This is a genomic window from Ktedonobacter racemifer DSM 44963, assembly GCF_000178855.1.
Lineage (GTDB): Bacteria > Chloroflexota > Ktedonobacteria > Ktedonobacterales > Ktedonobacteraceae > Ktedonobacter > Ktedonobacter racemifer.
This window is the reverse complement of record NZ_ADVG01000003.1, coordinates 597,079-620,977: the sequence shown is the minus strand read 5'-3', so window position 1 is coordinate 620,977 and position 23,899 is coordinate 597,079. Positions and strand designations below refer to the sequence as shown.

The 23,899-nt window shown below is 54.1% G+C and carries 20 protein-coding genes; 9 read left to right on the top strand and 11 right to left on the bottom strand.

The features are described from left to right. Positions 1 to 262 precede the first annotated feature (262 nt). Genes KRAC_RS31735 through KRAC_RS31725 form a run of 3 tightly spaced genes read left to right on the top strand, consistent with a single transcriptional unit; the run spans position 263 to position 4,139 of the window. Entirely contained in the window at positions 263 to 1,255 is a 993-nt protein-coding gene (locus KRAC_RS31735; RefSeq protein WP_007914394.1) for an ABC transporter permease, read from the top strand. Then, positions 1,256 to 2,242 carry an ABC transporter permease gene (locus KRAC_RS31730; RefSeq protein ID WP_007914392.1) on the top strand — a complete coding sequence of 329 codons (987 nt, stop codon included), beginning with the start codon at positions 1,256 to 1,258 and terminating at the stop codon, positions 2,240 to 2,242. Positions 2,243 to 2,246: 4 nt separating this feature from the next. Continuing rightward, the gene (locus KRAC_RS31725; protein WP_007914390.1) at positions 2,247 to 4,139 is read left to right on the top strand and encodes an ABC transporter ATP-binding protein; all 1,893 of its coding nucleotides are present in this window, start codon (positions 2,247 to 2,249) and stop codon (positions 4,137 to 4,139) included. A gap of 320 nt (positions 4,140 to 4,459) precedes the next feature. Here KRAC_RS31725 and KRAC_RS31720 read toward each other — a convergent pair whose 3' ends face one another. Genes KRAC_RS31720 through KRAC_RS31680 form a run of 9 tightly spaced genes read right to left on the bottom strand, consistent with a single transcriptional unit; the run spans position 4,460 to position 14,345 of the window. Then, positions 4,460 to 5,410, bottom strand: coding sequence for a DUF3102 domain-containing protein (locus KRAC_RS31720; RefSeq protein ID WP_007914389.1), 951 nt, complete (start codon positions 5,408 to 5,410; stop codon positions 4,460 to 4,462). A 2-nt stretch (positions 5,411 to 5,412) separates the two neighbouring features. Beyond that, entirely contained in the window at positions 5,413 to 6,168 is a 756-nt protein-coding gene (locus tag KRAC_RS31715; RefSeq protein ID WP_007914386.1) for a hypothetical protein, read from the bottom strand. 16 nt (positions 6,169 to 6,184) lie between these two features. Continuing rightward, a complete protein-coding gene (locus KRAC_RS31710; RefSeq protein WP_007914384.1) occupies positions 6,185 to 9,223 on the bottom strand; it encodes a type IV secretory system conjugative DNA transfer family protein in 3,039 nt (1,012 codons plus the stop codon). After that, the gene (locus KRAC_RS31705) at positions 9,220 to 11,484 is read right to left on the bottom strand and encodes a VirB4 family type IV secretion system protein (protein ID WP_007914382.1); all 2,265 of its coding nucleotides are present in this window, start codon (positions 11,482 to 11,484) and stop codon (positions 9,220 to 9,222) included. Before KRAC_RS31705 ends, KRAC_RS31710 begins: the two co-directional genes overlap by 4 nt. A 6-nt stretch (positions 11,485 to 11,490) precedes the next feature. Further along, positions 11,491 to 11,952, bottom strand: a complete 462-nt coding sequence (locus KRAC_RS76465; protein WP_007914380.1) for a hypothetical protein — start codon at positions 11,950 to 11,952, stop codon at positions 11,491 to 11,493. Next, positions 11,949 to 12,407, bottom strand: a complete 459-nt coding sequence (locus KRAC_RS31695; RefSeq protein ID WP_007914377.1) for a PrgI family protein — start codon at positions 12,405 to 12,407, stop codon at positions 11,949 to 11,951. Before KRAC_RS31695 ends, KRAC_RS76465 begins: the two co-directional genes overlap by 4 nt. A 59-nt stretch (positions 12,408 to 12,466) precedes the next feature. Further along, positions 12,467 to 12,850, bottom strand: a complete 384-nt coding sequence (locus KRAC_RS31690; RefSeq protein ID WP_007914375.1) for a hypothetical protein — start codon at positions 12,848 to 12,850, stop codon at positions 12,467 to 12,469. 26 nt (positions 12,851 to 12,876) lie between these two features. Further along, positions 12,877 to 13,575, bottom strand: coding sequence for a CHAP domain-containing protein (locus KRAC_RS31685; RefSeq protein WP_007914373.1), 699 nt, complete (start codon positions 13,573 to 13,575; stop codon positions 12,877 to 12,879). Positions 13,576 to 13,595: 20 nt separating this feature from the next. Next, positions 13,596 to 14,345: a TrbL/VirB6 family protein gene (locus KRAC_RS31680; RefSeq protein WP_157507374.1), complete on the bottom strand. Its 750-nt coding sequence runs from the start codon at positions 14,343 to 14,345 to the stop codon at positions 13,596 to 13,598. Between the two features lie 818 nt (positions 14,346 to 15,163). Between KRAC_RS31680 and KRAC_RS62900 the strand changes: the two genes are divergently transcribed. Next, positions 15,164 to 16,003 (top strand): class I SAM-dependent methyltransferase, encoded by an 840-nt coding sequence (locus KRAC_RS62900; protein ID WP_007914369.1) that lies wholly within the window; start codon positions 15,164 to 15,166, stop codon positions 16,001 to 16,003. Between the two features lie 126 nt (positions 16,004 to 16,129). Beyond that, positions 16,130 to 16,606: an HAD-IA family hydrolase gene (locus tag KRAC_RS31665; protein WP_007914367.1), complete on the top strand. Its 477-nt coding sequence runs from the start codon at positions 16,130 to 16,132 to the stop codon at positions 16,604 to 16,606. Positions 16,607 to 16,854: 248 nt separating this feature from the next. Here KRAC_RS31665 and KRAC_RS31660 read toward each other — a convergent pair whose 3' ends face one another. Together KRAC_RS31660 and KRAC_RS62895 are read right to left on the bottom strand one after the other, a co-directional pair. Then, positions 16,855 to 17,286: a hypothetical protein gene (locus tag KRAC_RS31660; RefSeq protein WP_007914365.1), complete on the bottom strand. Its 432-nt coding sequence runs from the start codon at positions 17,284 to 17,286 to the stop codon at positions 16,855 to 16,857. 68 nt (positions 17,287 to 17,354) lie between these two features. Next, positions 17,355 to 18,929: a winged helix-turn-helix domain-containing protein gene (locus KRAC_RS62895; RefSeq protein ID WP_007914363.1), complete on the bottom strand. Its 1,575-nt coding sequence runs from the start codon at positions 18,927 to 18,929 to the stop codon at positions 17,355 to 17,357. A gap of 409 nt (positions 18,930 to 19,338) precedes the next feature. On the opposite strand from KRAC_RS62895, the gene KRAC_RS31650 reads away from it, so the two are divergent. The 4 genes from KRAC_RS31650 (at position 19,339) to KRAC_RS31635 (ending at position 23,845) form a co-directional block, all read left to right on the top strand. After that, positions 19,339 to 20,397, top strand: a complete 1,059-nt coding sequence (locus tag KRAC_RS31650; RefSeq protein ID WP_007914360.1) for a LacI family DNA-binding transcriptional regulator — start codon at positions 19,339 to 19,341, stop codon at positions 20,395 to 20,397. 215 nt (positions 20,398 to 20,612) lie between these two features. After that, the gene (locus tag KRAC_RS31645; RefSeq protein WP_007914359.1) at positions 20,613 to 21,911 is read left to right on the top strand and encodes an ABC transporter substrate-binding protein; all 1,299 of its coding nucleotides are present in this window, start codon (positions 20,613 to 20,615) and stop codon (positions 21,909 to 21,911) included. A 105-nt stretch (positions 21,912 to 22,016) separates the two neighbouring features. After that, complete coding sequence (locus KRAC_RS31640; protein WP_007914358.1) at positions 22,017 to 22,967, top strand: carbohydrate ABC transporter permease; 951 nt, start codon at positions 22,017 to 22,019, stop codon at positions 22,965 to 22,967. Beyond that, positions 22,967 to 23,845: a carbohydrate ABC transporter permease gene (locus KRAC_RS31635; protein ID WP_007914356.1), complete on the top strand. Its 879-nt coding sequence runs from the start codon at positions 22,967 to 22,969 to the stop codon at positions 23,843 to 23,845. The genes KRAC_RS31640 and KRAC_RS31635 overlap by 1 nt, the downstream gene beginning before the upstream one ends. The last annotated feature ends 54 nt before the right edge of the window (positions 23,846 to 23,899 follow it).

The following is a 23,899-nucleotide window of genomic DNA, read 5'->3' as shown; positions in this document are numbered from 1 at the left end:
GCGGGAGTTTGGGATTACTTGAAAGCATTCGATACAGTCATCGTGTATCGCAAACACGGTACTGTTTTTACCCAAGGAACCGATTTACCTTGGAACCTGCAAGCAGTATTGAGTTGAAAAGGTGCTTTCACAGACCTATTCTAACAGAACGAACGAAAAGCGGAAAGAGGAGAGATATCATCTCTTGACAACATTTGGTAGCATTTTCTAAAAACGTTTATCACACGTAATTCCCGCATTGCTCTCCGAGGGGGAACCTGCTATGCTCTATTTCATTCGACGCATCCTGTTTTTTCTGCTGACGCTGTGGGCGGCAGTGACGCTGAATTTTATCATCCCACGACTGGAACCAGGTGATCCTGCCGAGGATATTGTGCGGAAACTGGTTGGCCAGAACAAAGCAATTGATCCGGCCCAGGTACACGCCATCCGCTTGATGCTGGGTATACCAGGTGGCAATATTTTTCAACAGTATATCGACTACCTGGGAACACTGGTCCACGGGCAATTCGGTATCTCCTATACCTACTTCCCTTACTCAGTGACCTCTTTGATCGGCCAGTCGATCTTGTGGACCCTGGGCCTCGTGCTGACTACCAATATCATTGGTTTCATCATCGGCAACATTCTGGGAGCCTTTGCGGCCTGGAAACGCAACGGCACCTTTGACTCGTTTGTCAGCGTTGGCCTGAACTTTGTCGGCACACTCCCCTATATGTGGATCGCCCTGATCCTGCTGTTCGTTTTCGCCTTCCAACTCCAGTGGCTGCCCATAAGCGGCGGCTTCAGTGAGACCTCGACGCGCCAGCTTAGCTGGGATTACGCGTGGGATATTGTCGTCCATGCTACGCTGCCAGCTCTCTCGCTGCTCATCACTGGGCCGATCGGTTGGATCATGGGTATGCGCAATAATATGGTTCAGACGCTGCGCGAGGACTATACCCGGCTGGCCATCGCCAAAGGGCTGAAACCCTGGAAGGTGGCCCTGCTCTATAGTGCCCGTAACGCCATCCTGCCCAATGTCACTGGCCTGGCTATGTCGCTTGGCGGCATCCTGGGCGGCGTTGTTCTGGTAGAGTCGGTATTCGACTACCCCGGCATGGGTCGCCTTTTCTTCGACGCAGTCGGCAATCGTGATTACCCGCTGATGCAGACCATCTTTCTTTTCTCTGTCGTAGCGGTGCTGCTGGCTAATTTGCTAGCGGACTTCGTGGTCGGCTTGCTCGATCCACGAGTGCGCAAAGGGGAACATTAAATGAGCACACAAGATCGCAAACTTCCAGAGCCCCCAGGGCAAGAAGGGGTCACATCCACACGGGGATCGAATGCTGCTGCGCCAGATGGAGTCGAGGAGCCGATACAAGACGAGGTTAAGCGGCAAACGACCGCGGCCCATCGCCGTATGCCAGAGTGGTTCGAGGTTCTCTGGAGCAATCGCAAAGCACGGGTGGGGCTGTTTATGCTCGCCTTCTTTATCCTGGTAGCGATCTTTGCCAACCAGATCGCGCCGTATAACCCCAGTGATATCAGCTTCAGGCCTTCTGAACTGCCGAGCTGGCAGCACTGGTTGGGCACGACGCAGGCAGGCCAGGATGTCCTTTCGCAGTTAATCCACGGTACTCGCACGTCGCTGATTGTGGGCGCACTTGGCGGGGGACTATCGACACTGATCGCCCTGGTCATTGGCATGGTGGCGGGCTATATGGGCGGCATCGTAGACGAAATCCTGTCCTTCTTCATCAATCTCGGTCTGGTCGTGCCAGTCCTCCCCCTGATGGTCACAATAGCCGCTTATTCTCCAGTAAAAGGTCCGACAATCATTATCCTGGTGATTGGCTTCACTAGTTGGGCCTGGGGAGCCCGCTTCAAACGTTCGCAGGTACTGACACTGCGTGTCCGTGACTATATCACCTCGGCTCAGTTCGCAGGTGACGGCCCTTTACGTATTATCTTCCGCGAAATCATGCCGAACATGCTGTCTCTGGTAGTACTCAGCTATATTGGTGCCGCGATGGGTGCAATCGGCGCAGAAGCAGGTCTGGAGTTTCTAGGCATCGGAGACCCAAGCACCATTAGTTGGGGCATGATGCTGTACTGGGCCGACAACGGCGGCGCGCTTTTCACCGGTCAGTGGGCCTGGTTGATTGCTCCCGGCCTGGCCCTGGCCGCCATTACCAGCTGCTTGATGCTGATTAATTTCGGTGTAGACGCGCTGAGCAATCCCCTACTGCGAGAGGAGTAGAATCATGGCTTTGCTTGAAGTCGAGAATCTCGACGTAACGTATGCTACCACAAAACGCCCGCCTCTGTTCGCCGTGCGCAATGTCAGTTTTGCCATCAAAGCCGGGGAGTTTACCGGGCTGGTTGGAGAATCAGGTAGCGGCAAATCTACACTGGGTAACGCTATCCTGCGACTCTTGCTGCCACCAGGCCGTATCACAGCAGGCAGCGTGCGCTTTGAGGACAGAGAGCTGACTACCATGCCAGACGAGAAGCTGCGTCAGATGCGCTGGCGCGACTTCTCCACGGTCTTTCAGAGTAGCATGAACGCGCTGAATCCCGTGACCAGAATCGAAGCGCAGTTCCGTGATGTCATGAAGGAAAAATCGAACCTCAGCAAAAAGCAAATCCATAATCGGATAGCCGAACTGCTGCAGATGGTCAAGATAGACCCTTCCTTCATGCGCTTTTACCCGCACGAATTGTCGGGCGGCATGAAGCAGCGGGTGGCCTTGGCCCTGGCCCTGGCCCTTGAACCCAAGTTCGTGCTCCTCGACGAGCCAACCACTGGCCTGGACGTGCTGGTCCAGAAGGAAATCATGCAAAACCTGCGTGTCTTGCAACGCCAGCTTGGCTTCGCCGTGCTACTCATCAGCCACGACCTGGGTACCGTGCTGGAAGTGTCTGACCGCGTACTGGTAATGTACGCGGGAGAAGTGGTCGAGGACGCGCCGAAGTCCAGCATGCTCAAGCATCCCATTCATCCATACACTCGCGGCTTGCTTGGCTCCTACGCCGACCCGGCGGCCGAGGAGGTAGAAATCAGTTCCATTCCCGGCAGACCCCCTGACTTGACCAGAATACCAAAAGCCTGTCCCTACGCGCCTCGCTGCCGCGAAGCGATCGATATCTGCCGGCAAGTGAAGCCTTCGCTGATACCAATGTGGGACGGCAAGACTGCTTGCCATGTCGCCCAGGATCAATGGGAGGCCAGATATAGTGTGCGCACCAGGAGCCCGCAAGAGGGACCGGTGCTGCTCGATGCCGCTTTCTCCGAGGCAACCTCGCACAAAGCCATGAAGCTAGAAGGCGAGGAGGTACTGCGCATCGAACGCGTATGCAAAACGTACCAGCGCCGCATAGGTCTGAAAAGGACCTCCGTAGTCGCGGTCAACGATGTGTCGTTCAACCTGCGAGCAGGCCGGGTGGTTGGCCTGGTGGGCCAGAGTGGCAGCGGCAAAACGACTATCGCACGCCTGATTACTGGCACCGAATCCCTTACCAACGGGTCTATCCTGTTCGGCCAGACGCGGGTGGAACGGCTGCATGGTCGGGAACTGCACCGCTACCGCAAGCATGTGCAGTACGTTTTCCAGGATCCCTTTTCAGCCCTGAACCCCGTACACTCTGTCCAGTATCTGCTCATGCGCCCCCTGATAAACTATGAACGGCTCAACGCGTCGCAGGCACGCCAACGGGTGAGCGAATTGTTGGAAACGGTCGGCCTTTCTCCCGCGGAGCAGTTCGAGCATAAGCTGCCGCATCAGCTATCGGGCGGACAACGCCAGCGTGTGGTAGTCGCTCGCGCCCTGGCCCCTGATCCTGACATTATCATAGCCGATGAGCCGATCTCAATGCTGGATGTGTCAATACGTGCCGAAATCTTACAACTGCTCGATAAACTGGTGCGGGAACGCCGTATCGCTATGCTCTATATCACACACGACTTACTGAGCGCCCGCCTCCTCTCTGACGAGATCCTGGTACTCAACCACGGCCAGGTGGTGGAACAAGGACCGGCCACGAAAGTCATACGCCAACCGTCTGACGAATACACGCGCATGCTCCTGGAAGCGATACCCAGGTTCAATATGGCCTCAGAAGATACTGCTGCTGGCGAATCCTCGAAAGAGAGGTGACAAAGCGAGGCGCAAGTTGGAACACCGATGTGATCGCTGGAAAGATCAATTTTCTTGCTCAAACGTTCTGGTGCAGGCGCGCTGTGGAGCGTGAGTTGTAGAGGGAAAAAGAAGCGTTGTCTTGCTTCCATAACGACAGTCTCCCCCTGCTCGTTGCCCATCCCTTGAGCAGGCTGCTTAGAGGGGTTCGCCAGCAGTATCTTCTGAGGTCGCGTATGCCTCATCGGGAGTGGTGCGTCCACGACGCATGACGTTTCAAAGTGGTCTGCACTAGTGAGCAAAAGTTGTTTTAACAGGTCGTCACGTGAAGAGATCTGTTATCATCCAGCGTCAACGGTGTGAGAGGAAACATGATGGAGCTGGTCAATGGCTTGCCTCAATTGAGAGAGGAGCTGTTCGACCTGTTCCACCCTGCCCCAATCTTCTGCCTCAAAGGTGTCGAGCATCAGGGAGGAAGGCATGTTTGAGAGCAGGATCCCTCCCCTCTGTACAAATTCCGTGGTGACCTCTCGCCAACGTGTACGGGCCTGCTGCTCGTGGCTCAAGGTATTGCGTTCCAGCATCTGTTGGCGCGCTTGCTCGCTCACGCTGGCAAGGTGTCGTGAGAGGGTCTCGCGCTGTGTGGTCAGCTCGCTCACGCGCTGCTCTAACGTCTGGATATGCTGCTCTACCTGTGCTGGAAGAACGGGATCCTCTTGTTCCTTGTGTTGGTAGTCGGCCACTTCCTGGAGCAAGCGTTGGCGTTCTTGTTCCAGGCGTGTGACCTGTCTGCGAAGCTGGAAGAGTTCGATCTCGTCTGGCCTCTGTTCCTCTGCCACTGGTGTGCTCTGTTCTACTGCTTCCTGGCGAGTCTGCTCTTTGGCCGCGCGTATCGCGGGGAGCGTTGGCGCAATCTGTTGCTCTTCAACCTGTTTGAGCACGTCTTCGGGAGCGTTGAGCAGTTCGTAGAGCACCGAGACGGGGAGAGTGCGGAAGTGCTGGATGTTTTCGCCAAAACGTTCAGCTACCCGCATAAAGTTCTGACAGCTTTGCCGCGTCAGTCCCAGTTCTGCTTTGACCCAGATCATTAATTGGCCATACGGCAGGCGCTCTTTGACGGCTTGCAGGTTGCGTCCAATCTGCACCACATCTTCAGCCGTTCGTTTCAGGTACCCCTGAGTTTCAACCGTCTTCTGGGAGACAAAGCGACGTGTATCCTCATCAAGGAGGGTATAGTCAAACGTCGATTGCTGAACGGGTTCACGCTGGTCTTGTTGGGGCGATTGCGTCATGTTTAAACCTCCTTTGTTGGCATTGGAGAGGGCATCTCTTTCATTTCTTTCAGCTCTCCGAGAAGAGGAAGAAGCGCCTGTGGCAGAGCAACTCCTGTGGGGAGTGGCGGCAGGGGCGGGAGCAGGTGGCGCAGATGCACGGGTTGCTCCAGCAGGCGTGTGGCCTGGATGTCAAAGAGATGCTCTATCATGTCTTTCGCTTGCTCAGGTTGCCGGACGATGTGATGGATGGCCTTGGCGATTTCCGTTGTCATCGCATTGAGTGACATGAGATGCCTCATCTCTAGCGCGCACCAGGTGTCTGCAAAGGCGCCCTCGTTGTGCTGGTAGGTCCAGGCATGGTGTTTGGCCTCCATCAGCTTGCGGAGAATTACCAGGGCGGTGACCTGTTCAAACCAGTGAATCTGCCCTGGAGTGTTGAGCCAGCGGTAACGTTGCGTATGTTTGGTGAGCAACCAGGTTCGATACAGTTTGGCGAGCGGTTCCGCACTCTGGGTCAGCGAAAGCAGGTTCATTGGATGCTGGAGGGAGGCAAGGAACTTCTTCCAGGTGCGCTCATCAGAGAGATCCTTGCCATGCATGAGATGCGGTCGCCCACCTGGATCGACCAGTTCAAGATCTGCCGCCAGATGATGGAGGGTCAGGCACTGGGTAAAGTTGGCGCCACGTACCGCTGAGAGCGCATGGCGTTCGGCGTATTGTTCGAGAATCTGTGCCTCTTCATGCTCTTGAGATGAGTAAGTGTGCAGGGAATTCATCGCTTCGATTTCCTTTCTATTCGGAGTGCTCTGGCACAGTCTGAAGTGGAGCCTGAAGAGGCGTGTCTTGTGACGACGCAGGCACTTCTATAAGCGGCTCCTTCTCAGCAGGTGCTTGTGTCACTGATGCCTTCGGGCGGCGGATACGGACGCGTTTTTCGCCCGAGGATGCATGAGGCTCGGCTGGTGGTGTCGTCGTCGTGTGTGCTTCCGGCGGTGTGTCCTCTGTCTCTTCCCCCCGAGCCATGGGGGGCATGACTGAGGGGGAAGGGATAGGGGCTGGTGCCAGATCGGGGGTGACTGCTTCCTGGGGAGGTAGTATGATGGACGCGGGTGACGTTGCTGTTTGTGTCTGTTCATGGCTCAAAAAACTCTCCTTTTTGCGTGGGCGCGCTCCATGACGTGCGTTCAGTTGATCGAGCAGGACATCAACCTCTCTGACCGGGCGACCATAACGCAGCGCATATTGCTCTCGCAGGTGCTCTGCCGCCTGAACATTCCCAGCCGGGGGAAGATCGAGGGTGAGGGAAAAGAAGGGAAGTCGTTGCCCGTTGAGCGACCAGCGCGCGTAGCAGGTGTAGTCGGGGAGGTTGGTGACATCTTCGGGACTTAGAAGATGTCCCAGTTCATGCCGTAGCAAGTAGGCATCTTCTCCTGCGAGCGTAAACACAAAGAGATGGTCTGCGTTGGCAAACACTGTTGGACGCAATGCCCGGTCGACCACATCGAGTTGGGCCAGTGATTGGGTGGCCAGGACCAGGAAGGCGCCTGCTTTTCGCAGTTCGCTCAAGATAGTGCCATAATTCACAGGGTAATTCTTGAATTCGTCGACGAGGAGCAAAAAGACGTTGCGCTCCGCCGGTGGGAGGGAGAGTTGCCGGGAGAGCGCCGCTGAGAAAAGCCCCAGGATGGAAGCCCCAATAAGGGAAGAGACATCCTGTCCTATCTGTCCACTTGCCGTATTGACGAGCAGGATCTGGTGCTGGTCCACGACGCGACGAAAATCAATGGTTGAAGTGGGTTGGCCAAGTAGACGCCGCGAGATGGGTGCGCTGGCATAGGCGGAGATCTTGGTCAGCACGGGTGTCGTGATCTCTTCCTGCATTCTGACATCGAGACGGTCATAATACTGGTACCACCAGTCAAGCACGTGGACGTCTTCCACCAGATCGAGCACGCGAGCGCGAAAACTCTGTTTGTTGAGTAAGACAGTCACATCAAGCAGCGTATATTGTTGCTCCGGACCCTGGTGGGGGTCCGTATGTACGAGTGTCCGGTTGGCCTCTAACAACGTCTTCAACGAAAAGCGCATCACATTCTCGACGCGTGGTCCCCAGGCTGTGCTCCAGATGCCTTTGAAGGTCGTCAAAAGATGGCTGACGATGAGGTCTGCTTCTTCCAGGGAGGTCACCTGGGTGGCATCAAGGGGATTGATCCCGGGCGGAAATCCTTGTTGATGCAGGTCAATAAGCACGACCTCCTCTTCTCGTTCTGATGGCAGCAAGCCCAGAAGATCCTCGATTAAGTCTCCGTGCGGCTCGATGACACAGAGGCCGGGGTGTGGCTGGAGACAGGTAGCCAGATGCGCTAGCGCCAGGTGATGAAAGAGCGTGCTCTTGCCTTTTCCGGTGCGCCCAATCACGAATTTGTGCTTGAGGAGTTCAGGGGGAGGAAAGCGTACCGGCACGCTTTTGCCAGCATGAGTGGATGTGCCAAGCTGCCATCCGTTTCCGGTCGTGAGCACATGGGGGGCGAGCAGGGGGCGTTCCTGCCGTTGTTCGACATTGGTCCCTTCACTCAGATGATCCCCAGGTGGCAGGTGCCAGAGCGTGGCGACTTCTTCCCCAGTGAGAAAGAGCGTGCCCCGTTGCAGATGTTTCCACCAGGTGTTTTCCTGCGTGAGGCGCTGGGCGTAATGTGCAGAGAGTCTATGGGAGGTAAAGTAGGCCGTTGAAGTGTGAGCATGCCTGTAGGCGGCAAGAAGTGTTTCATGGATCTGTTCATGGCGTCGTTGTTGTGCTCGCTTCTGCTGAAACTGCTGCCAGGAGGATGTGAGCCGTGCGCTGATAGTGAGGTGCTGCTGTTGCGTCTGTACGAGCGATTGCATCTGGGGAGCCTCTTCGATGAGATAGACACGCAGGCGCGCCCGATAGGCACTCTTGCCGATTTTCTCGGCCACCCGTTTCATGTCATAGTACCGTGTGCCGCCAAAGAGACGCTCTCCTAGCCAGCGTATGCTTCTTATTGTTCCCGCGATGAGTATGATTCCTCCCACCAGGCCTATTCCGAGGATGGCCTCTTGGGAAGAGGAGAGGTGGGGGAGTGAGCCATGCAGGAGACTGAGCACATCCTGCTGGAGCCACGCAGGGAAGAGATGATGCGCCTGACCATAATTCCATAATATCAGGAGTCCTACCACGATGCCCAGGAGCACAAGCTGTTCCCAACCTGGAGCGCCTCGGCGCAGGCGTGCTTGCGTCTCTCGACGTTGCTCTCGCTCTTCTTCCAAAGGGTGCTCGACGGAGAGGCGTTGATACTTGCGCGCCCAGGTCGGTGGTAGTGGAGTGAGTGCCAGTTGGGTCACTGCGCGCATCCCGGTAGGAAGGTGTTCAAGCGTGGTCAAAAGCCCGAGTAAGGGATCGATCCCTTGCTCATGGGCCTTTCCGGGGGACCAGGAACGCAGCGTCTCGTAGGCTTCGCCCCCGGCTCGTAATTCCATTGCACTGACCAGTTCATATTCTTGTACCTGTAATGGGTCTTCTTCAGGGGAAGCATAGCGCACGATGGCCTGGGGATAGCGCATCTGGATCTGCCGTGTCGTGGCCCGTAAGGCCTCTTCAGACGGTGAGCGCAGGAGAAACTGCACGCTTCGTGCCTGATGCGTGTCTGTTGGGGTGCTTGCGATTTCCAGGGCGAGCACGCTTCCTTGCAGCACCAGTGACTGCATGGTACCCTCCAGCGCATCGCGTTCAACCAGCGTCATCCCCCGCGCGGGGATGATGCGGGCGAGAGAGGACCTGTGTGGTGTAGGTGAGAAGGGCCAGATGCTCGTCATGCGTTGCCTTCTTTCTTGTGTGTGTGCTGGCGTCGTTGAACTGTCAGTTCTTGTGGGTCGGTCGTGATCAGAGTATGCTCTTCCGGTGAGGCGTTCATTTCGACCAGCATGCGTTTGGAGCCAACGGAGAGCAAGGCCCGGTTTTGCTGTATGGAGAGGAGCAACTGCTCTTCTTCTTGGGTCAACCCGAAGGCCTCACGAGCAGCCTGAGCACCAACGCTATCCAGGCGTTTTAAGACTTTGATGAGCGCGTTCTGCGCAATGATGTTGCCATAGGGATTGAGGATGAATTGTTCCGGGTTCTGGGTGATGGTGATCAGGCTCAGGTAGTGCTTGCGTGCCTCACGCGCCAACCGTTCCAGAAAGCGCCCCCCTTCCTCGTGCGCGATGAGGGACCAGGCCTCATCGATGTAGCAGCGCCTGGGACGTGGATGAAAGAGGGCCTGGGACCAGATGAGTTCCGCGATCAAGAACATGCCAATGGGACGCAGTTCTCGACTGCCGCGCAGTTCGCTGACATCAAAGCTGATGAGCGCGGTCTCAAGGGTGACACTGGTCTGGCGATTGAAGAGGCCAGACAGGCTTCCATGGACGTAACGCTCCAGCCGGTCAGCGAGGCCATAGTCATCCTGACCAACGACCCCGCTTTTGAGCACATCGTAGAGGTCTCGTAGTAGGGGCGCCTGCCGATCATGGGTGCGCGGGTCTATGGTAATGCCCACCCGCCGATAACACTCGTAGAAGGCCCGATCCAGGAAGGCCTTCTCCCGTGCTGAGAGCGTGGTGGGATGAGGGATGTATTCCGCGAGCAGCAGATCCAGGAAGGCGTGCAGCTGCGTCATCTTTTCCGCGAGTCGGTCCCCTCGTCTCTGGGTGGTCACATACCAGTCCATGTCCACCCCACGCGGGAGGACATCAAAGGGGTTAATAGCGTGCTCTGAGCCTGGGGAGAGGCGAAGGATCGTTCCACCAAACACGTCGACCAGGCGCTCATATTCACGGGAAGGATCGAGAATGAGCACCTGGGTATCGGGATGGCGGAAGCGTTGATGCAACAGCCACAGCTTGGCGGTATAGGACTTCCCACTGCCGGTGACCCCGCCCCAAAATTCGTGTGGGCTCTCCAGTGCCCAGGGATTGAGAAGCACTGGTTCGCCACTCGTGGTCACGCCCACAAAGGTACCGTCCTGCATGGCGAACGACTCGCTCATGAAAGGGAAGGTGCAGGCTGCAATTGTACTGGTAGTCGTGAAGGTGCGCCCCAGGGTATCGGTACAGGTGGGCTGACATGTACGGAAGGTCTCAGCATGTTCCAGGGTCGTTGGATGAGCCACGAAGAGGTGCTGGTGCAGGATCTGGCGCAGGCGGTCGGTGCGCGCGTTGAGCGTGGCGAGGTCGGGTGCGCGGACCAGGAGATAGAACCCCATCTCCAGCATGCTCTCTTCTCCGGCTGCCAGCGGCCCAATGAGTGCCGTCACATCGGCTTCAGCGACCTGGAGGGTCGGGTCCTGCTGCCTGCCTCGATGCAGGTTCATCCGCTGGGTGGAGGCGTACTGCTCTTTGCGGAAGAGCAGTCGCTTGACGAATTCCGCCGTGTTTTGTGGCGAGAAATGGAAACACAGATCAAAAATCTCATCACAGGCGAGGAGCGGCGAGAGACACCCCTCCACAATCTCGCGTGGGAAGCCAACGACCGCGAGCCCACGTACGTATTCCTCACCGATCTGTACATAGCGTGAGGTCACGCGAACACTTTCCGGGGCCAGCAGGTCTTTGAGAGCCATGAGGTCGGCTGGTGCCAGCAAACGGTCACGGGCCGAGGGTAAGAGTAAGGCCTCCTCCATTTGCATAGTGTACGGATCGAACGATGCCTCTTCCTCCTGGGAGGAGGGCGTGAACACGTCAATGGCTGGACGCGCAAAGGGTTTGTCGGAGAGCGCAAAGATGCTCTCAGGCAGCGGAAAGCGTGCTGCCTGCTCTCCCTGAAGCGCACCGTGGGCCAGATCAGCCAGTTCTTTGCCTGCCAAGCGGTGGCTGAGTAACCCCATGGCGGCCAGTTGATGTTGTATCGTCTGAACACGTGTGGCGAGGATCTGTTGGGCTTCATCCAGACGTGCCTTCTGCGCACGCGTTCTGGCACGACGGCTGAGCAGGCGCCAGAGGGAGCTGTTCCAGGTGCTCTGGACCCTCTCTTGATCAGCGGTGAGCAGGAGGTAAAAACGGCGATCAATGAGTGTGCGTTGTGCTCCAAGCAGACGCATCGCGCGTTAGTGCGCGATGGCAATATCGAAGGCTTCTCCTTGCCAGCGGTCCTCATGGGTCTGAAGCTGTTCCACATAGGAGGAGAGATCCATCCTCTGGGAACGAATGAGTATCTGGAGTGGAAAACGGAGCGAACGCAGAAGGGCGCGAAAGGCCAGCATTATCGTCGCGCGCTCCTGGGGAGATTTGAGGGTATAGTTGGTGGCCCGAATTTCAAGAGCTGCCAGATACTCACGTTCCTGCGGTCTCTCTGCCAGAGGCGCACGATTGACCTGCACATCCTGAACAATGTGATCGAGCAAGACAAAGTGGCGCTGCACGCTCCCATGTTTTCGGCTCCGTCGATGCTGGCGACGAGCACGAGGTGGACGCTGGCGTTCTGAACGCATCGTTCCCGTCTGGGAACGCTCCTGATGTGCTGTGAGGAGCGATGGGTCGTTGGTAGGCTGATCCTCTTGCATGATCATGACCATCCCTCCTGTTCGTGCTCACTCTGGTCCTGTTCCTCCTGTCGTGTGTGGGCTCTTGTTCGTGCGTGAAGACGACGCTGCTTGGCCTCATCCCATTTGGCGCTGCGCCATACATAGGTGACTGGTGCGACATGCGCACGCATCCACACCACGACCCAGAGTTCGAGGGGGCGATCTGCTATCGTGAGAAAGGTGCCGGCCAGCGTCATCATCACCAGTGGAAGTATGGCCAGAAATGCGAGTCCCCGGCTCCAGAGAAGCCCGATTCCCCAGGCCATGGCCCAGGTCAGGGCCTGGAGCCAGGTCGCATAGGCCAGACTTGCGCCCGTGATGAGCAGAAGCAGTTGGCGTGCTGTCAGCCCAAAGAGCAGCTTATCAGGCTTGTTGATGTGCGTGGGCACGGTGTAGGTCTGGCGCCTTGTGGACGCATCGGTCGTGTTGGTCAGTGTCATCGCAAAAAACTCCTTTCGTTCGGGAAGAGAGACATGTCTGGACGTGTCTCTTCAGACCATCAGGGGGCCGCGTTATTGATAATGGAAGAGATGGCGGTTGCTAAGAGGACGAGTGCCAGCCCTCCCATTGCGCGGTAGAGCGCGGCCTTGGCCTGATCCTGGGAGCGCTCATGAGGAAACATCAGACCGATTGCTCCCCACGCAAAGAAGAAGAGGGCGACGGCGTAGGCTACCTGTTTGATACCGTTGTCGTAGAGATTTTTGAAAAACTGGGTGATCGTAGAGGCATCGCCTCCTCCAGTGGCTGCTACTACGAGCGGGAAGAGGGGATTGAGAATGGGAGCGTCAGCCAGCGAGACCAAAAGGTGATGCGCGGGCAGGTTTCCCAGGACCCGCATCACGGCGGAAACGAGCGCCGGGTGCCAGTAAAGCAGGGGAATCATCGTGTTCTCTCCTTTTTCGTTCTTTGTTAGGAAAGGATGAGGGGATGGAGATAGCCCACCACCTCAAACGCATTCCAGTAACCGTTCTGTGTATTGATTGATCCATCATGATTGAGAGGAAGGGTTTGAACTGGGAACTCGCCATTGGCCTGGGCAAAGGTGATGGCGGTATGGCGAGGGTCAACGCCAAGGACAATACTCACATGCCCATAGGCTCCTCCATTCCAGGCCATGATATCGCCGGGTTGAGGTACATTCCCATGCACAGGCAGGCGCTGCCAGCCGGGTTGGGAGACAAAGTGCTCCCAATACTGATTGGCATTCTGCCCCTGAACGGGGAGAGGCTGGACATACGCGTAGGCGGCAATGACAAACACGACGCACTGAAAGGTGTCTGCCTGCCAGGCCGCACACCCAGGGCAGCGCGTGTTTGCCCACTGAATGATCTCAGGCGGGAAGCCTGCGTCATAGTAGTGGTCAGCGCCACTGCCCTGGCAATCCGTAACGAGGCGCGCAGGTGTGCAATGCAAGTGGGCCGCCATCTTGAGCGCCCATTGCACCACTTCTGTCCGCCGTCCAGTGCCTGATGTATCAATGGTTTGTGTGCCAGGACTCATCATGAGAGGCGGCCCCTGGGCCTGCGCGTCCATGGTGACCGTCATGCTCGTGGCGAACATCATGAGCACCATGAAGAGGCTTCCACTAACCAGGAGTACCTTGAGCATCCGTTCTCTTCCTCCTTCTGCTAGAGCGTCGCAATGGCTCGGATCGCCATCTGTTCGACCTGTGTACTGATGTGAGATTGAACATGGTCTGCTTGTTGTTGCGCCTGCAAGATCGGGCGCAAGGCGTAGTCCTGGATCATGGAAGGCAGGCGTGGGACCAGAAAGAACACGGCTCCACTCAACAGTAGCGACACGATTTGCTGGATAATCGTTTCCAGTCCTGCAATCGGGCCGGTGGTCACCTGAATGCTTGTGCTATAGCTCACCAGGAGTCCGCCTAAACTCAGCGCCGTGATCTGGACAAACTGGATCATGACCGTTGAGACAAAGGCGGAGAACCAGATCTGTCCCCAGCGCTGGGTTTGTGGCAGCGCCAGGCAGAGAAACCCGAGCGGTGAGAGCGCGGTGAGCAGGGCGACGACTGCCAGGCGGACCAGCATCTGCCAGGCCAGCCAGAGCATGTTCCAGAAGAGAAAGATCACAAACCAGACCCGAAGCAAGAAACCAAGGGCCACCTGGTCGGGTGTCTGACCCACAAAGTTGATCATCAAGGAGAGGGTGTCCTTGAGAAAGGAGTGGAGAAATAACTCGTCGACGCCCAGACAGAGGGCATTATTAAAGTCAATGAGAAGCCGGCACACGTACAGGCTGATGTGGGCGGCAAGAAAAGCCACGCAGAGCCGCGGAAGGGCCTCATGCAAGGAGGGCATAGGGACCCCGATACTTCGCCCAATGAGCACGTTGTAAGCCAGGAAGCCGACCAGGACCACCACCCCGTATCCAGAAAGCCCAGCTCCCAGCTCACCATTTTTTGAATCTGGCTGTTGTCATAGGTGGCCAGCGCTGGCGTCTGGGACAGGAAATTAAAGGGGTTTTGCATAAAGAGCTCGATGATAGGGTGCACGATATTCCAGATCTGTTCGGTGATGTAGGCCAGGAACTCATTGCTATAGCAGGCCACGTCCCCAATTCCGCAGGCAAACGCTTGCTGATGAGAGGAAGGGCTGAGAAGCAAGCCTGTGTGGTCACCTCCACCTGCCAGCGTGACAGGCGTGGCGGACAACGAAGCGCGAGACGGAGAGGGCGCGGGAGTGGTAAGCAGCACACCCGAGAGCACAAGCAGGGCAATACCTCCCCAACGGAAGGACATGACATACGGTCGTTTGGTCATTATAGAAAGAAGAGTACCAGTAAGCAGGCGAGGCATCCAATCGCTCCTTCTTCTTTATCGATCTACATGTATCAGGGGTAAGTGTACTCAAAGAGGGCGTTGAAAGGGAAGAGGAAAACCACCCAATAGTGGGCGAAGTTCTTCCCAGTTTTGGGCGAAGTCGGAGAAGTGAGCGTGCCATTCATGCCTATGTTCTCATTGAAGAGGGGCATTCTTCAACAGCCAAGGGCCTCTGGAAGCGCCTTCGTGACTGTTGAGGAAAAATCTTTATATGTTTTTAATGTGTTGAAGCAGGTGAAGATGTTACAGTATTCCAAGAAAGCAAACATACAGATAAGGCAGGATGCTCACATGTCTTTCCTCAAGATATTTTCACGAAAGAAGTTATCACCGGACAGAAGGGGGAGGGTCCCCTCAATGGCTCAGAGGCAGTCAGGATCACAACCGTTCGGGGAGCAGGAGAATGCTCCCTATCTCTTACCCCGAAATGATGAAGAAATAAATCGATTGGATTTTCAACATTATATTTTGCGTGCCACGCTCAAAGGCAATGCCCTGGCTCCGTTGCAGAATCCGACCAGTATTTTAGATGTTGGATGTGGAACCGGACGCTGGTGTCAGGAAATAGCTGTCACGTATCCTCAAGCAACCATTGTAGGTTTTGATCTCGTTTCTCCCCTCTCCTTGCCACGAAGTCCGGAGTTCCCGGACACGTGTCGCTTTGTGCAAGGCAATGTTCTTGAGGGGCTTCCCTTTGCGCCACAGAGCTTTGATTATGTGCATCAACGGCTCCTGGTCTTTGCGCTTCCCACCCAGCGCTGGCCAGGCGAGGTCCAGGAACTGGTGAAGGTGACCCGCCCCGGTGGTTGGGTTGAACTCGTGGAAGTAGATATCGCCTTTGAGCAGATGGGGCCAGCCAGTACGCAACTTGCGACCTGGATCACGGAGGCGAGCCGCCGAAAAGGCATTGATCCTTCGATGACCCGTCGTACCCAGACGCTCCTCGAAGCCGCGGGCCTGACCAATATTATGCATCGACAGGTTCCCAATCCTGTTGGTAGTTGGGGAGGGCGTATCGGGACCATGGCGGCAACAGGGGTTCAGGCCGTCAATAAAGCCATGCGCCAGCAAGTGCTGTCTCAGTTAGGGGTATCGCCAGCACAATACGATCAGGCCCTGGCTACCTCTCTGGAAGAATATGATCGCTACAAAAGTTATTCCAACACCTTTATTTCTTGCGGGCAACGATCTCTCTAGTTTCTTACAAGGATCTCTTCTTCAGAAAGAAGAGATCCTCATGTATAAGAGTGGATGCTCAATGATGTTTTGAGTGCTGAGCATGAGATGACGAGAGAAAAGGTCTTGTGAAAGGAGGAGCAGTGGATGGCTATTCGTGCTGTTATCTTTGATCTAGGTGGTGTCCTTATCGATATTGATTGGGAGCGATTCAGAAAAGATAACCCGCTTCGTGGACAAGAAAATGATGTTTACCCGTATGATTATGAGCAGGTAAATACAGGCCTTGCTCAGTTTGTGCGTGACCTGCGTTCTCACTACAAAATAGCCACGATTTGCAATGGTGGGTCACGTGAGGCTGCGAACCGAAAATTTGGATTGGAGAAACTGGTGGATCTGATGATATTTGATGGTGAAGAGGGGGTATCCAAACCAGATGCGCGTATCTATCAGCTTGCTCTCGTGCGGTTAGGTATGCAGCCTCATGAGGTGGTATTTGTAGACGACAAGGAAAGAAATGTTGAGGCTGCTCAAAGGCTTGGGATATATGCCGTTCTCTTCAAGAATACGGTGCAGGCTATTTCGGAAGTTCAAAAGTATCTTGAGAGGGAACAAATTTTTTAGACAGCCACTATGAGATGAAACCGTTTGTTAAGTCGCAACTACATATGGTGGTAAGTATGGTCTGGTGTTCGTTGTAATACCTCCTGATACGCTACAGGTTTTAAGCATCTGGTAACTGTCTTGAAAGAACAGGAGGAAGATGATGAAACCAAAGAGGTCTACAAGATCACCAGACCATTTGGGTTTACAGCCTTCTAAAAGGGAATGATGGAGAAGTCATTTTCAACGCTTTTTCTGTGTTTCCCTCATCAGCATTCTTCATCATTCAACACCTGCAACGCGCGCGAGGTTGGTTGGCCAATATGTTGTGTGCAGTATGCCTCAAAAAAGCGGAGTTCCTGTTGCATAGGCTGGCAAATGCCTTCTCGAATCAAGGTGTCTAAGCGGGGAAGGGCTTCCTGGGCGCTGCTCACATGCGCAAACAAAGGCTGAACTGCATCAGTATCATCCGCACTTATAGCCCAACACCCTAACCCAAGCAATGCAGAACGACACTGCTCTACATCCTCAAGGAGATCGTCAACATGCTTCACCACTTCGCCAATATCTTCGAGGAGGTTGTGGAGTGGAATCCCTGGCAAAGAAGGAGGAAAGGGGCCAGGAACGGGAGTCGTACGCGTGTCTATCGTGTTTTCTTTCTTTTCTTTCTCATGGACCAGAATAAATTGGTGCTGTGTCACCTTATACCCTTCCACAGTTTATGACTTCTGAAATCCTCTGTCAGTATGACTTCTAGAGAATGTGTTCATTATTGATGCTCTCCCTCAACTCGCGGGAGAGTGTCTTGTGTGCTTACCATCTTCTCATCAGGAGGTATGTCTTCTTGTCGAAAGCGATAACCAATCCCCACAATCGTTTCAAGATACGAGGGATGAGACGGATCGTCTTCGAGCTTGTGGCGTAGATGGAGTACATGGACGCGGAGAAGTTCCATCTCCCCCTGATACGTCTCGCCCCACACGATGCGCAAGAGCGTTGTATGATCCAACACTTTTCCAGCGTGTGACAGAAAGAGCCAGAGCAACGCATACTCGATGGGCGTCAGCGATACCTCATTTTCACGTACGATGGCTCTTCGCTGCTGCCTATCAAGGCGGATCTGATGATCCAGGCTTTCAAGCGCGTGTCCTGTTCCTGAGTAAGAGGGTGCCTGCCTGGCTCTTCTCATATGAGCACGCAGACGAGCACACAACTCCTCTTGCCCACAAGAGGCCAGAATGTAGTCATCTGCTCCCTGGTCGAGCGCTTGCGCAATAGATTGCTGGTCAGCGTCGTCTGACCAGATAACCAGGGGAAGCGAAGGGAAGAGGTCCCGCAACCGTGTGACCTTCTCTCGCAGTTCTCCAGCAAGCAGAAGAAGATCGGGTTGTGAGAGCAAGAGCGCAACGAGCGTTGGGTCGCGAACATGGAGCGCGTGAAACATCCCCTTTGGCAGGTAGCATTTGAGCACGCGATACTGTTCCCGAGCACAGACACAGGCCACACGCAGGGTCACATCCCAGATGAAGGCCCATTTATATTTATTGATGCGTACACGGTCGGTCAGCCAATCTTTATAGCGACGGAGCCAGGGGAGCATGGTCGCCAGGTCGGAGTTGCCACGCTTGGCGTTGGAGACCTTGTTGATGGCGAACTGCTGCATCTGGCTGTCGGCCTCAAACCACTCGCCCTCCGTCTCACGCTCGCCCAGCCGGAAGACCAGCTTTAAGCCGCCAGTCGTCGAGGATGGAGCGCTGGCGCTCTCGCCCACCGGGCGGCGATGGAAGCGGAGTGGTGTCTCGATATCCTCGGGATCGGTCTCGATCTGGTCGATAAGCGAGGGGTCGGTCAGGCGCACCTTGACGCTGCCATCGAAGCGATTGACGAAGTAGCGCACAAAGATCTCACCATACAAGGCTAGCTCATTGCAGATGGTGTAGACACGCTCATCCATACTATTGGCCTGCCAGAACTCGTCGAGGACCTTCTTGACACGCTTATTGCTGGCATCCAGCTTGACGCCGCGCCCCAGGACAAAGCTGGTCGTCATCTCAATGATGGCGAAGGCCAGAGGATTGGCGTGATAGGCCTCATAGACCTGGTTGTGCATCTCCAGGTAGGCCGAGGGCACAAGATCCTTCAGGTAGAAGTTGTCCGAGAGGCGTCGCCAGTAGTAGTCCTCCTCCGTGCCGCTGGCATAGCCCCAGCGCCGCTCCTCCTCCACGCCCGCCGTCGAGGAGAAAAAAACGGGATTCATCTGCTCACTGATACGCGCATCCCGCGCGCCGCCACTCACTGCCTGGCGTATACGTCCAAACCACGATCCCTGCTGCTTCTGTTCCACACGTCACCCATCCCTTCCAACACGCGCACGTACAGAGAACACCTTACGAGGATATACCAGGGGATTCTTTTGAGGAAAAACTATGGGGATGTAATTATAACATAAACAGGTAAAAAAGCAAATAAGTGGTAGTCGATATTGATGAGGTATGCGTGAGAAGGACCGTTGACGCCGATGGTGATAATGCTCGCGGCATCTTGTTTTTCTCAAATGCAGGAAAGTTTTCCTTGTTGGGGTCATTGTCTGCTTGCAAATTTTGGTGATTACGCTGTTTTTTTCGTTTTTGCTGGGAAACACGCTTGACTTTATGGTGCAGATTAGGTATTCTTCGATTCGAGGGGTTATATATTTCCATTTATGAGTGAAAAGTTTCCTCATAGTATGTATGCAGTTCAAGGAAAATAGCTAGATGGTGTCTGAACCGGACAAACAATTCTTTGATCTATCACCACAGCCAAGGCAGAACGTTACCTTGCGTGATGTTGCAGATGCCGCAGGCGTGACATTAGGGACAGCCTCTAAAGCAATAAATGGGAGGGGGAGATTAAGCCCGGAAACGCGAGAACGTGTGCGTTCTGAAGCCAGGCGTCTGGGTTTTCGTTTTTTTAGCCTCCAAGAGGATGTTCCAGCAAGTCAGGGTGTCATGGTTGGCGTATTAACAACCGACAACTATGGACGTTTTAGTCTTCCCCTCTTGATGGGGATTGAAGACGCCTTTGGGACACGTCCGGTTTCAGCGATGCTCTGTAATTCACGCGATCAGAGTCGCGAGCAACAGCATTTGCAGCATTTACTGGCGCGCAAAGTTGATGGGATCGTGGTATCTGCCCGGCGTGAAGACTCGCGCCCGCCAATAAACATAGGGAGGACAGTAATACCTGTTGTCTATGCCTTTACCTATGTCGAAGATCCCAACGCTCTGTGCGTCTTACCCGATGATGCTCAAGGTGCGAGACTAGCAACTGAACATCTTGTAAGCCTGGGACGGCGTCAGTTTGCCCATATTACCGGCCCCAGTTATTTTGAAGCGGTCCGTTTACGCGAAGGAGCCATGCGCCAGGTGCTTGCTGAGCATGATATTGCGCTGCCTCACAATCGTGTCCTATCGGGTCCCTGGCAGGAAAGCTGGGGATATACCGCAACGAATTTTCTCTTTGATCAAGATCCTTCGATTGATGCGCTTTTTTGTGGTAGTGACCAGTTGGCAAGAGGCGCTATGGAGGCATTACAAGCGCGCGGTCTACGTGTTCCAACCGATGTTTCCGTCGTAGGTTTTGACAATTGGGAACCCATGGCATGTGCAACTCGACCGCCGTTGACAACTGTAGATATGAACCTCGCACAGGTGGGACGTTATGTGGGTGAAAGCTTGCTAGCGTTGTTTGCTGGTGAGCAACGCTCTGGTATTGTGCGTCTTCCCTGTAGCTTGATTTTACGCGGTTCAAGTGACCCCTCACAATCGGGGTAGTGAGCAAGAATGGAGGTAATCAGCACAGGAAGGAGTTCATGGAGGCATCTTTCGTTGTATGATCGGTTGATTGGCAACGAATTTCGTATGGAAGTGGTCAGACGTTCTCTCGTTATGGTTGGTTTGTCTGAATGATGACAATGTTCCTCAATGGAAGAGGATGATGTATCTCTGAGAGAGTTTCAGTATTTTCATCATTTATAAGGAGGTCATAGATGACCCACAAACAACAAGAACCCTGGAAAGACATGATGACCGAAGTTCGTACCGGACGAATGAGCCGTCGAGCTTTTATTGCAAAAACGGCGGCCCTGGGTATCAGCACTGGCGCCGCAATTACGCTTCTTGAGGCATGTGGTGGCGCTGGTGGTAGTGCCGGTTCCGGACCCGTGACGTTGACCATCTGGGATTATTCAAACCCTCCCGGTGCTGGATATCTAAAGCTCCTGGCCGATTACCCCAAAGTCAAGTTAAATGTGAAGATTCAGCGCACGGCCATCCCTTTCGCTGACCTCAAACAGAAAATTATCCAGGGTGCAGCCGCCCGCCAGCTTCCTGACATCTTGATTATTGATAATCCGGATCACCAGGCATTTTCTTCCATGGGTATTCTGGCGGATTTAACCTCACAAATCTCCTCGTGGGGGCAGGGAAAAGAATATATTACCGGTCCCTGGACATCAACAACCTGGAAAAATAAAAACTACGGCATTCCTAATAATAGTAATTGCCTGGCGCTCTATTATAACGTGGATATGCTGAAGAAGGCCGGTGTCAACCCGCCTAAAAATTGGGATGAATTGCATGATGCGGCGAAGAAGTTGACCACCAAGGGTGTCTATGGGCTATCGATGTCTCTAGTCCAAAGTGAAGAGGGGGCATTCCAGTTCTTGCCGTTCCTGTGGGAAGCAGGTGCGGACCTGAACTCGCTGGATAGTCCTGAGGCCACGACCGCCTTGCAATACCTGGTCGATCTGACCAAAGAGAGACTGCTCTCGATGGATTCTTTGAACTGGACACAGCAGGATGCGATGACGCAGTGGACCGCTGGCAAATCTGCACTGTGTATTAATGGTCCCTGGAACCTTCCTGCTGCTCGCTCGAATGCCAAGTTTAACTGGGACGTTGTTCCTCTGCCACAAGGCAAGCAAGCAGCATCTATTCTGGGTGGTGAGAACTGGGCTATCACTGCAACCAGCCAGCACCAGGCCGAAGCATGGGAGTTTATCAAGTGGACACAGGAACAGTCTGTTCTCAAGAATTACCTGCTGGGCAACGGAACACTACCGAGTCGTATAGATCTGGGCAAGGACTCCGCATTCATCCAGGACCCCAAACAAGCTGTATTTGTCAATGCGCTTACGACAGCCAGGCCTCGTGCGTATGGTCCGAACTATCCAAAGATCTCGAATTACGTGCAGCAAGCGTTTCAGGCAGCGATTAGTGGGCAGCAGTCCCCCTCAGCAGCTCTTCAAGCGGCCAGTCAATCTGTAAAGCCTTTACTACCGTCCTAGTGATCACGCGTTGTAGAAGGAAGAGTAGACGTATTTCTCTTCGCACGAGAGTACGTTTACTCGTTCTCCTGGGCCTTGCAGGTCACAGTAAGGAGGAAGTTTCCCGTGTCTACACTTGTCAATACCTCTCCGCAAGAGGCGAAGACAGTGACTCAGCGTTCAGTGAGGTGGCGGAGAATAAGCAAAACGCTGGGCCCTTATCTCTTCTTATTGCCAGCGACCCTGTTCCTACTTCTCTTTCTGGTGTATCCGGTTATCACCATGATTGTCTATAGCTTTGAGCAGGTGAACGTTGGTAGCCTATTGACTGGTATTACGCCATTTGTTGGCCTGGATAATTATCATACAGTGATCTCTGACCCAAATTTTCGCTCTTCTCTGGTCGTCTCACTGATCTTTACCATTGCCTCACTGGTTTTTCAATATATTATCGGCTTCGCGATGGCGTTGTTATTTAATCGGCGTATCCCCCTGGTTGGCGTGATGCGTGGTTCAGTGATGATTGCCTGGATGTTGCCGGTGATTGTAAGTGCCACGATCTTCAAATGGATGTTTCAGAGTGATTCGGGCATTGTGAACTACGTCTTGCAAAGTTTGCATGTGGTCTCCTCACCTATTGACTGGCTTACGAACCCAAACCTGGCCCTATGGGCCGTGATCATTGCGAATATCTGGATTGGTATTCCCTTTAACATGTCGTTGCTTTTAGCTGGTTTGCAGGGAATTTCGGCGACCCTGTATGAGGCGGCGGTTGTTGATGGCGCAAATGGATTGGGGCGTTTCTTGCATATTACGATGCCATTAATGCGTTCAACCAGCCTGACAGTTTTGATGCTCGGGTTCATCTATACATTGAATGTGTTTGACCTGATTTATGTCATTACTGGCGGCGGCCCGGTCAATACGACTGAAGCAATGCCATTGTATGCCTATCGTATTGCCTTCGGCCAGTTTGATCTTGGTTCAGGAGCGGCTGTTGCTACGTTGATGTTCCTGCTCTTACTGGGCGTAAGCGCTATCTATCTGTTCCTGCTGAGACGAGAGGAGACTGCTTGATGACGACTACACAAAAAGCTTATCGTGCTGCGAATAAATCTCCTCTCAATCGCAAATCCTGGAATACAATTATGCTGACAGTGTTAGGGATTTTCTTTACGGTCGTAATGATCTTCCCTTTATACTGGGTAATTGTCAGTTCACTCAAAAATACGACAGAGCTGTTCAGCACGCCACCGACGTTTTTTCCCCACCAGGTTGATTGGAGCCCTTATATCTCCAACTTTATCCAGAACACGGATATATGGCGTTATATGGGCAATAGTCTTCAGATTGCGCTTGGCACAATGCTATTGAGTTTGGTGCTAGGAGCACCAATGGCCTATGGATTGGCCCGGCTCCCAGTAAAGGGAAAACAGGGGATGTTACTGGCCTTTCTGGTTGTACAGATGTTTCCCAGTATCATGCTGGCTCTACCGTTGTTTGTGATCTTTTCGCAAATCGGCCTGGTGAACTCTATTCCGGCGGTAATCCTGGCAGTCACGACGCGTACCTTACCGTTTGCAACGCTCGTGATGCGTCCCTATTTTTTAAGCTTGCCGCGTGATCTAGAAGATGCAGCCTTTATTGATGGGTGTAGTTTATGGGGGGCGTTCTACCGAATAATTATGCCGCTCTCGCGACCTGGCATATTGACGGTTGGTGCTCTCACCTTTTTGATGGGCTGGAGCGACTTTCTTTTCCCGCTGACATTGATCTCTGATGATAACAAGCGCCCTTTAACATTGGGCATTTATAAGTTCATCGGAGAATATGGGGTACGTTGGAATGATCTGATGGCGGTTTCGGTCGTTGCGGCATTGCCAATTATCCTGGTTTTTATCTTCGGACAGCGTTATATTACCTCTGGCCTGGTAGCTGGCGCAGTGAAAGAATAATGGGATAGGGCAAGGCTGACCTGTATACTACACAAACCCCCTGTGGCTGGTACG

Excerpts from the sequence above, each read along its gene's own strand:
- KRAC_RS31735 (WP_007914394.1), top strand. The coding sequence starts at position 263 with ATGCTCTATTTCATTCGACGCATCCTGTTTTTTCTGCTGACGCTGTGG.
- KRAC_RS31730 (WP_007914392.1), top strand. The coding sequence starts at position 1,256 with ATGAGCACACAAGATCGCAAACTTCCAGAGCCCCCAGGGCAAGAAGGG.
- KRAC_RS31725 (WP_007914390.1), top strand. The coding sequence starts at position 2,247 with ATGGCTTTGCTTGAAGTCGAGAATCTCGACGTAACGTATGCTACCACA.
- KRAC_RS31720 (WP_007914389.1), bottom strand. The coding sequence starts at position 5,410 with ATGACGCAATCGCCCCAACAAGACCAGCGTGAACCCGTTCAGCAATCG.
- KRAC_RS31715 (WP_007914386.1), bottom strand. The coding sequence starts at position 6,168 with ATGAATTCCCTGCACACTTACTCATCTCAAGAGCATGAAGAGGCACAG.
- KRAC_RS31710 (WP_007914384.1), bottom strand. The coding sequence starts at position 9,223 with ATGACGAGCATCTGGCCCTTCTCACCTACACCACACAGGTCCTCTCTC.
- KRAC_RS31705 (WP_007914382.1), bottom strand. The coding sequence starts at position 11,484 with ATGCGTCTGCTTGGAGCACAACGCACACTCATTGATCGCCGTTTTTAC.
- KRAC_RS76465 (WP_007914380.1), bottom strand. The coding sequence starts at position 11,952 with ATGATCATGCAAGAGGATCAGCCTACCAACGACCCATCGCTCCTCACA.
- KRAC_RS31695 (WP_007914377.1), bottom strand. The coding sequence starts at position 12,407 with ATGACACTGACCAACACGACCGATGCGTCCACAAGGCGCCAGACCTAC.
- KRAC_RS31690 (WP_007914375.1), bottom strand. The coding sequence starts at position 12,850 with ATGATTCCCCTGCTTTACTGGCACCCGGCGCTCGTTTCCGCCGTGATG.
- KRAC_RS31685 (WP_007914373.1), bottom strand. The coding sequence starts at position 13,575 with ATGCTCAAGGTACTCCTGGTTAGTGGAAGCCTCTTCATGGTGCTCATG.
- KRAC_RS62900 (WP_007914369.1), top strand. The coding sequence starts at position 15,164 with ATGGCTCAGAGGCAGTCAGGATCACAACCGTTCGGGGAGCAGGAGAAT.
- KRAC_RS31665 (WP_007914367.1), top strand. The coding sequence starts at position 16,130 with ATGGCTATTCGTGCTGTTATCTTTGATCTAGGTGGTGTCCTTATCGAT.
- KRAC_RS31650 (WP_007914360.1), top strand. The coding sequence starts at position 19,339 with ATGGTGTCTGAACCGGACAAACAATTCTTTGATCTATCACCACAGCCA.
- KRAC_RS31645 (WP_007914359.1), top strand. The coding sequence starts at position 20,613 with ATGACCCACAAACAACAAGAACCCTGGAAAGACATGATGACCGAAGTT.
- KRAC_RS31635 (WP_007914356.1), top strand. The coding sequence starts at position 22,967 with ATGACGACTACACAAAAAGCTTATCGTGCTGCGAATAAATCTCCTCTC.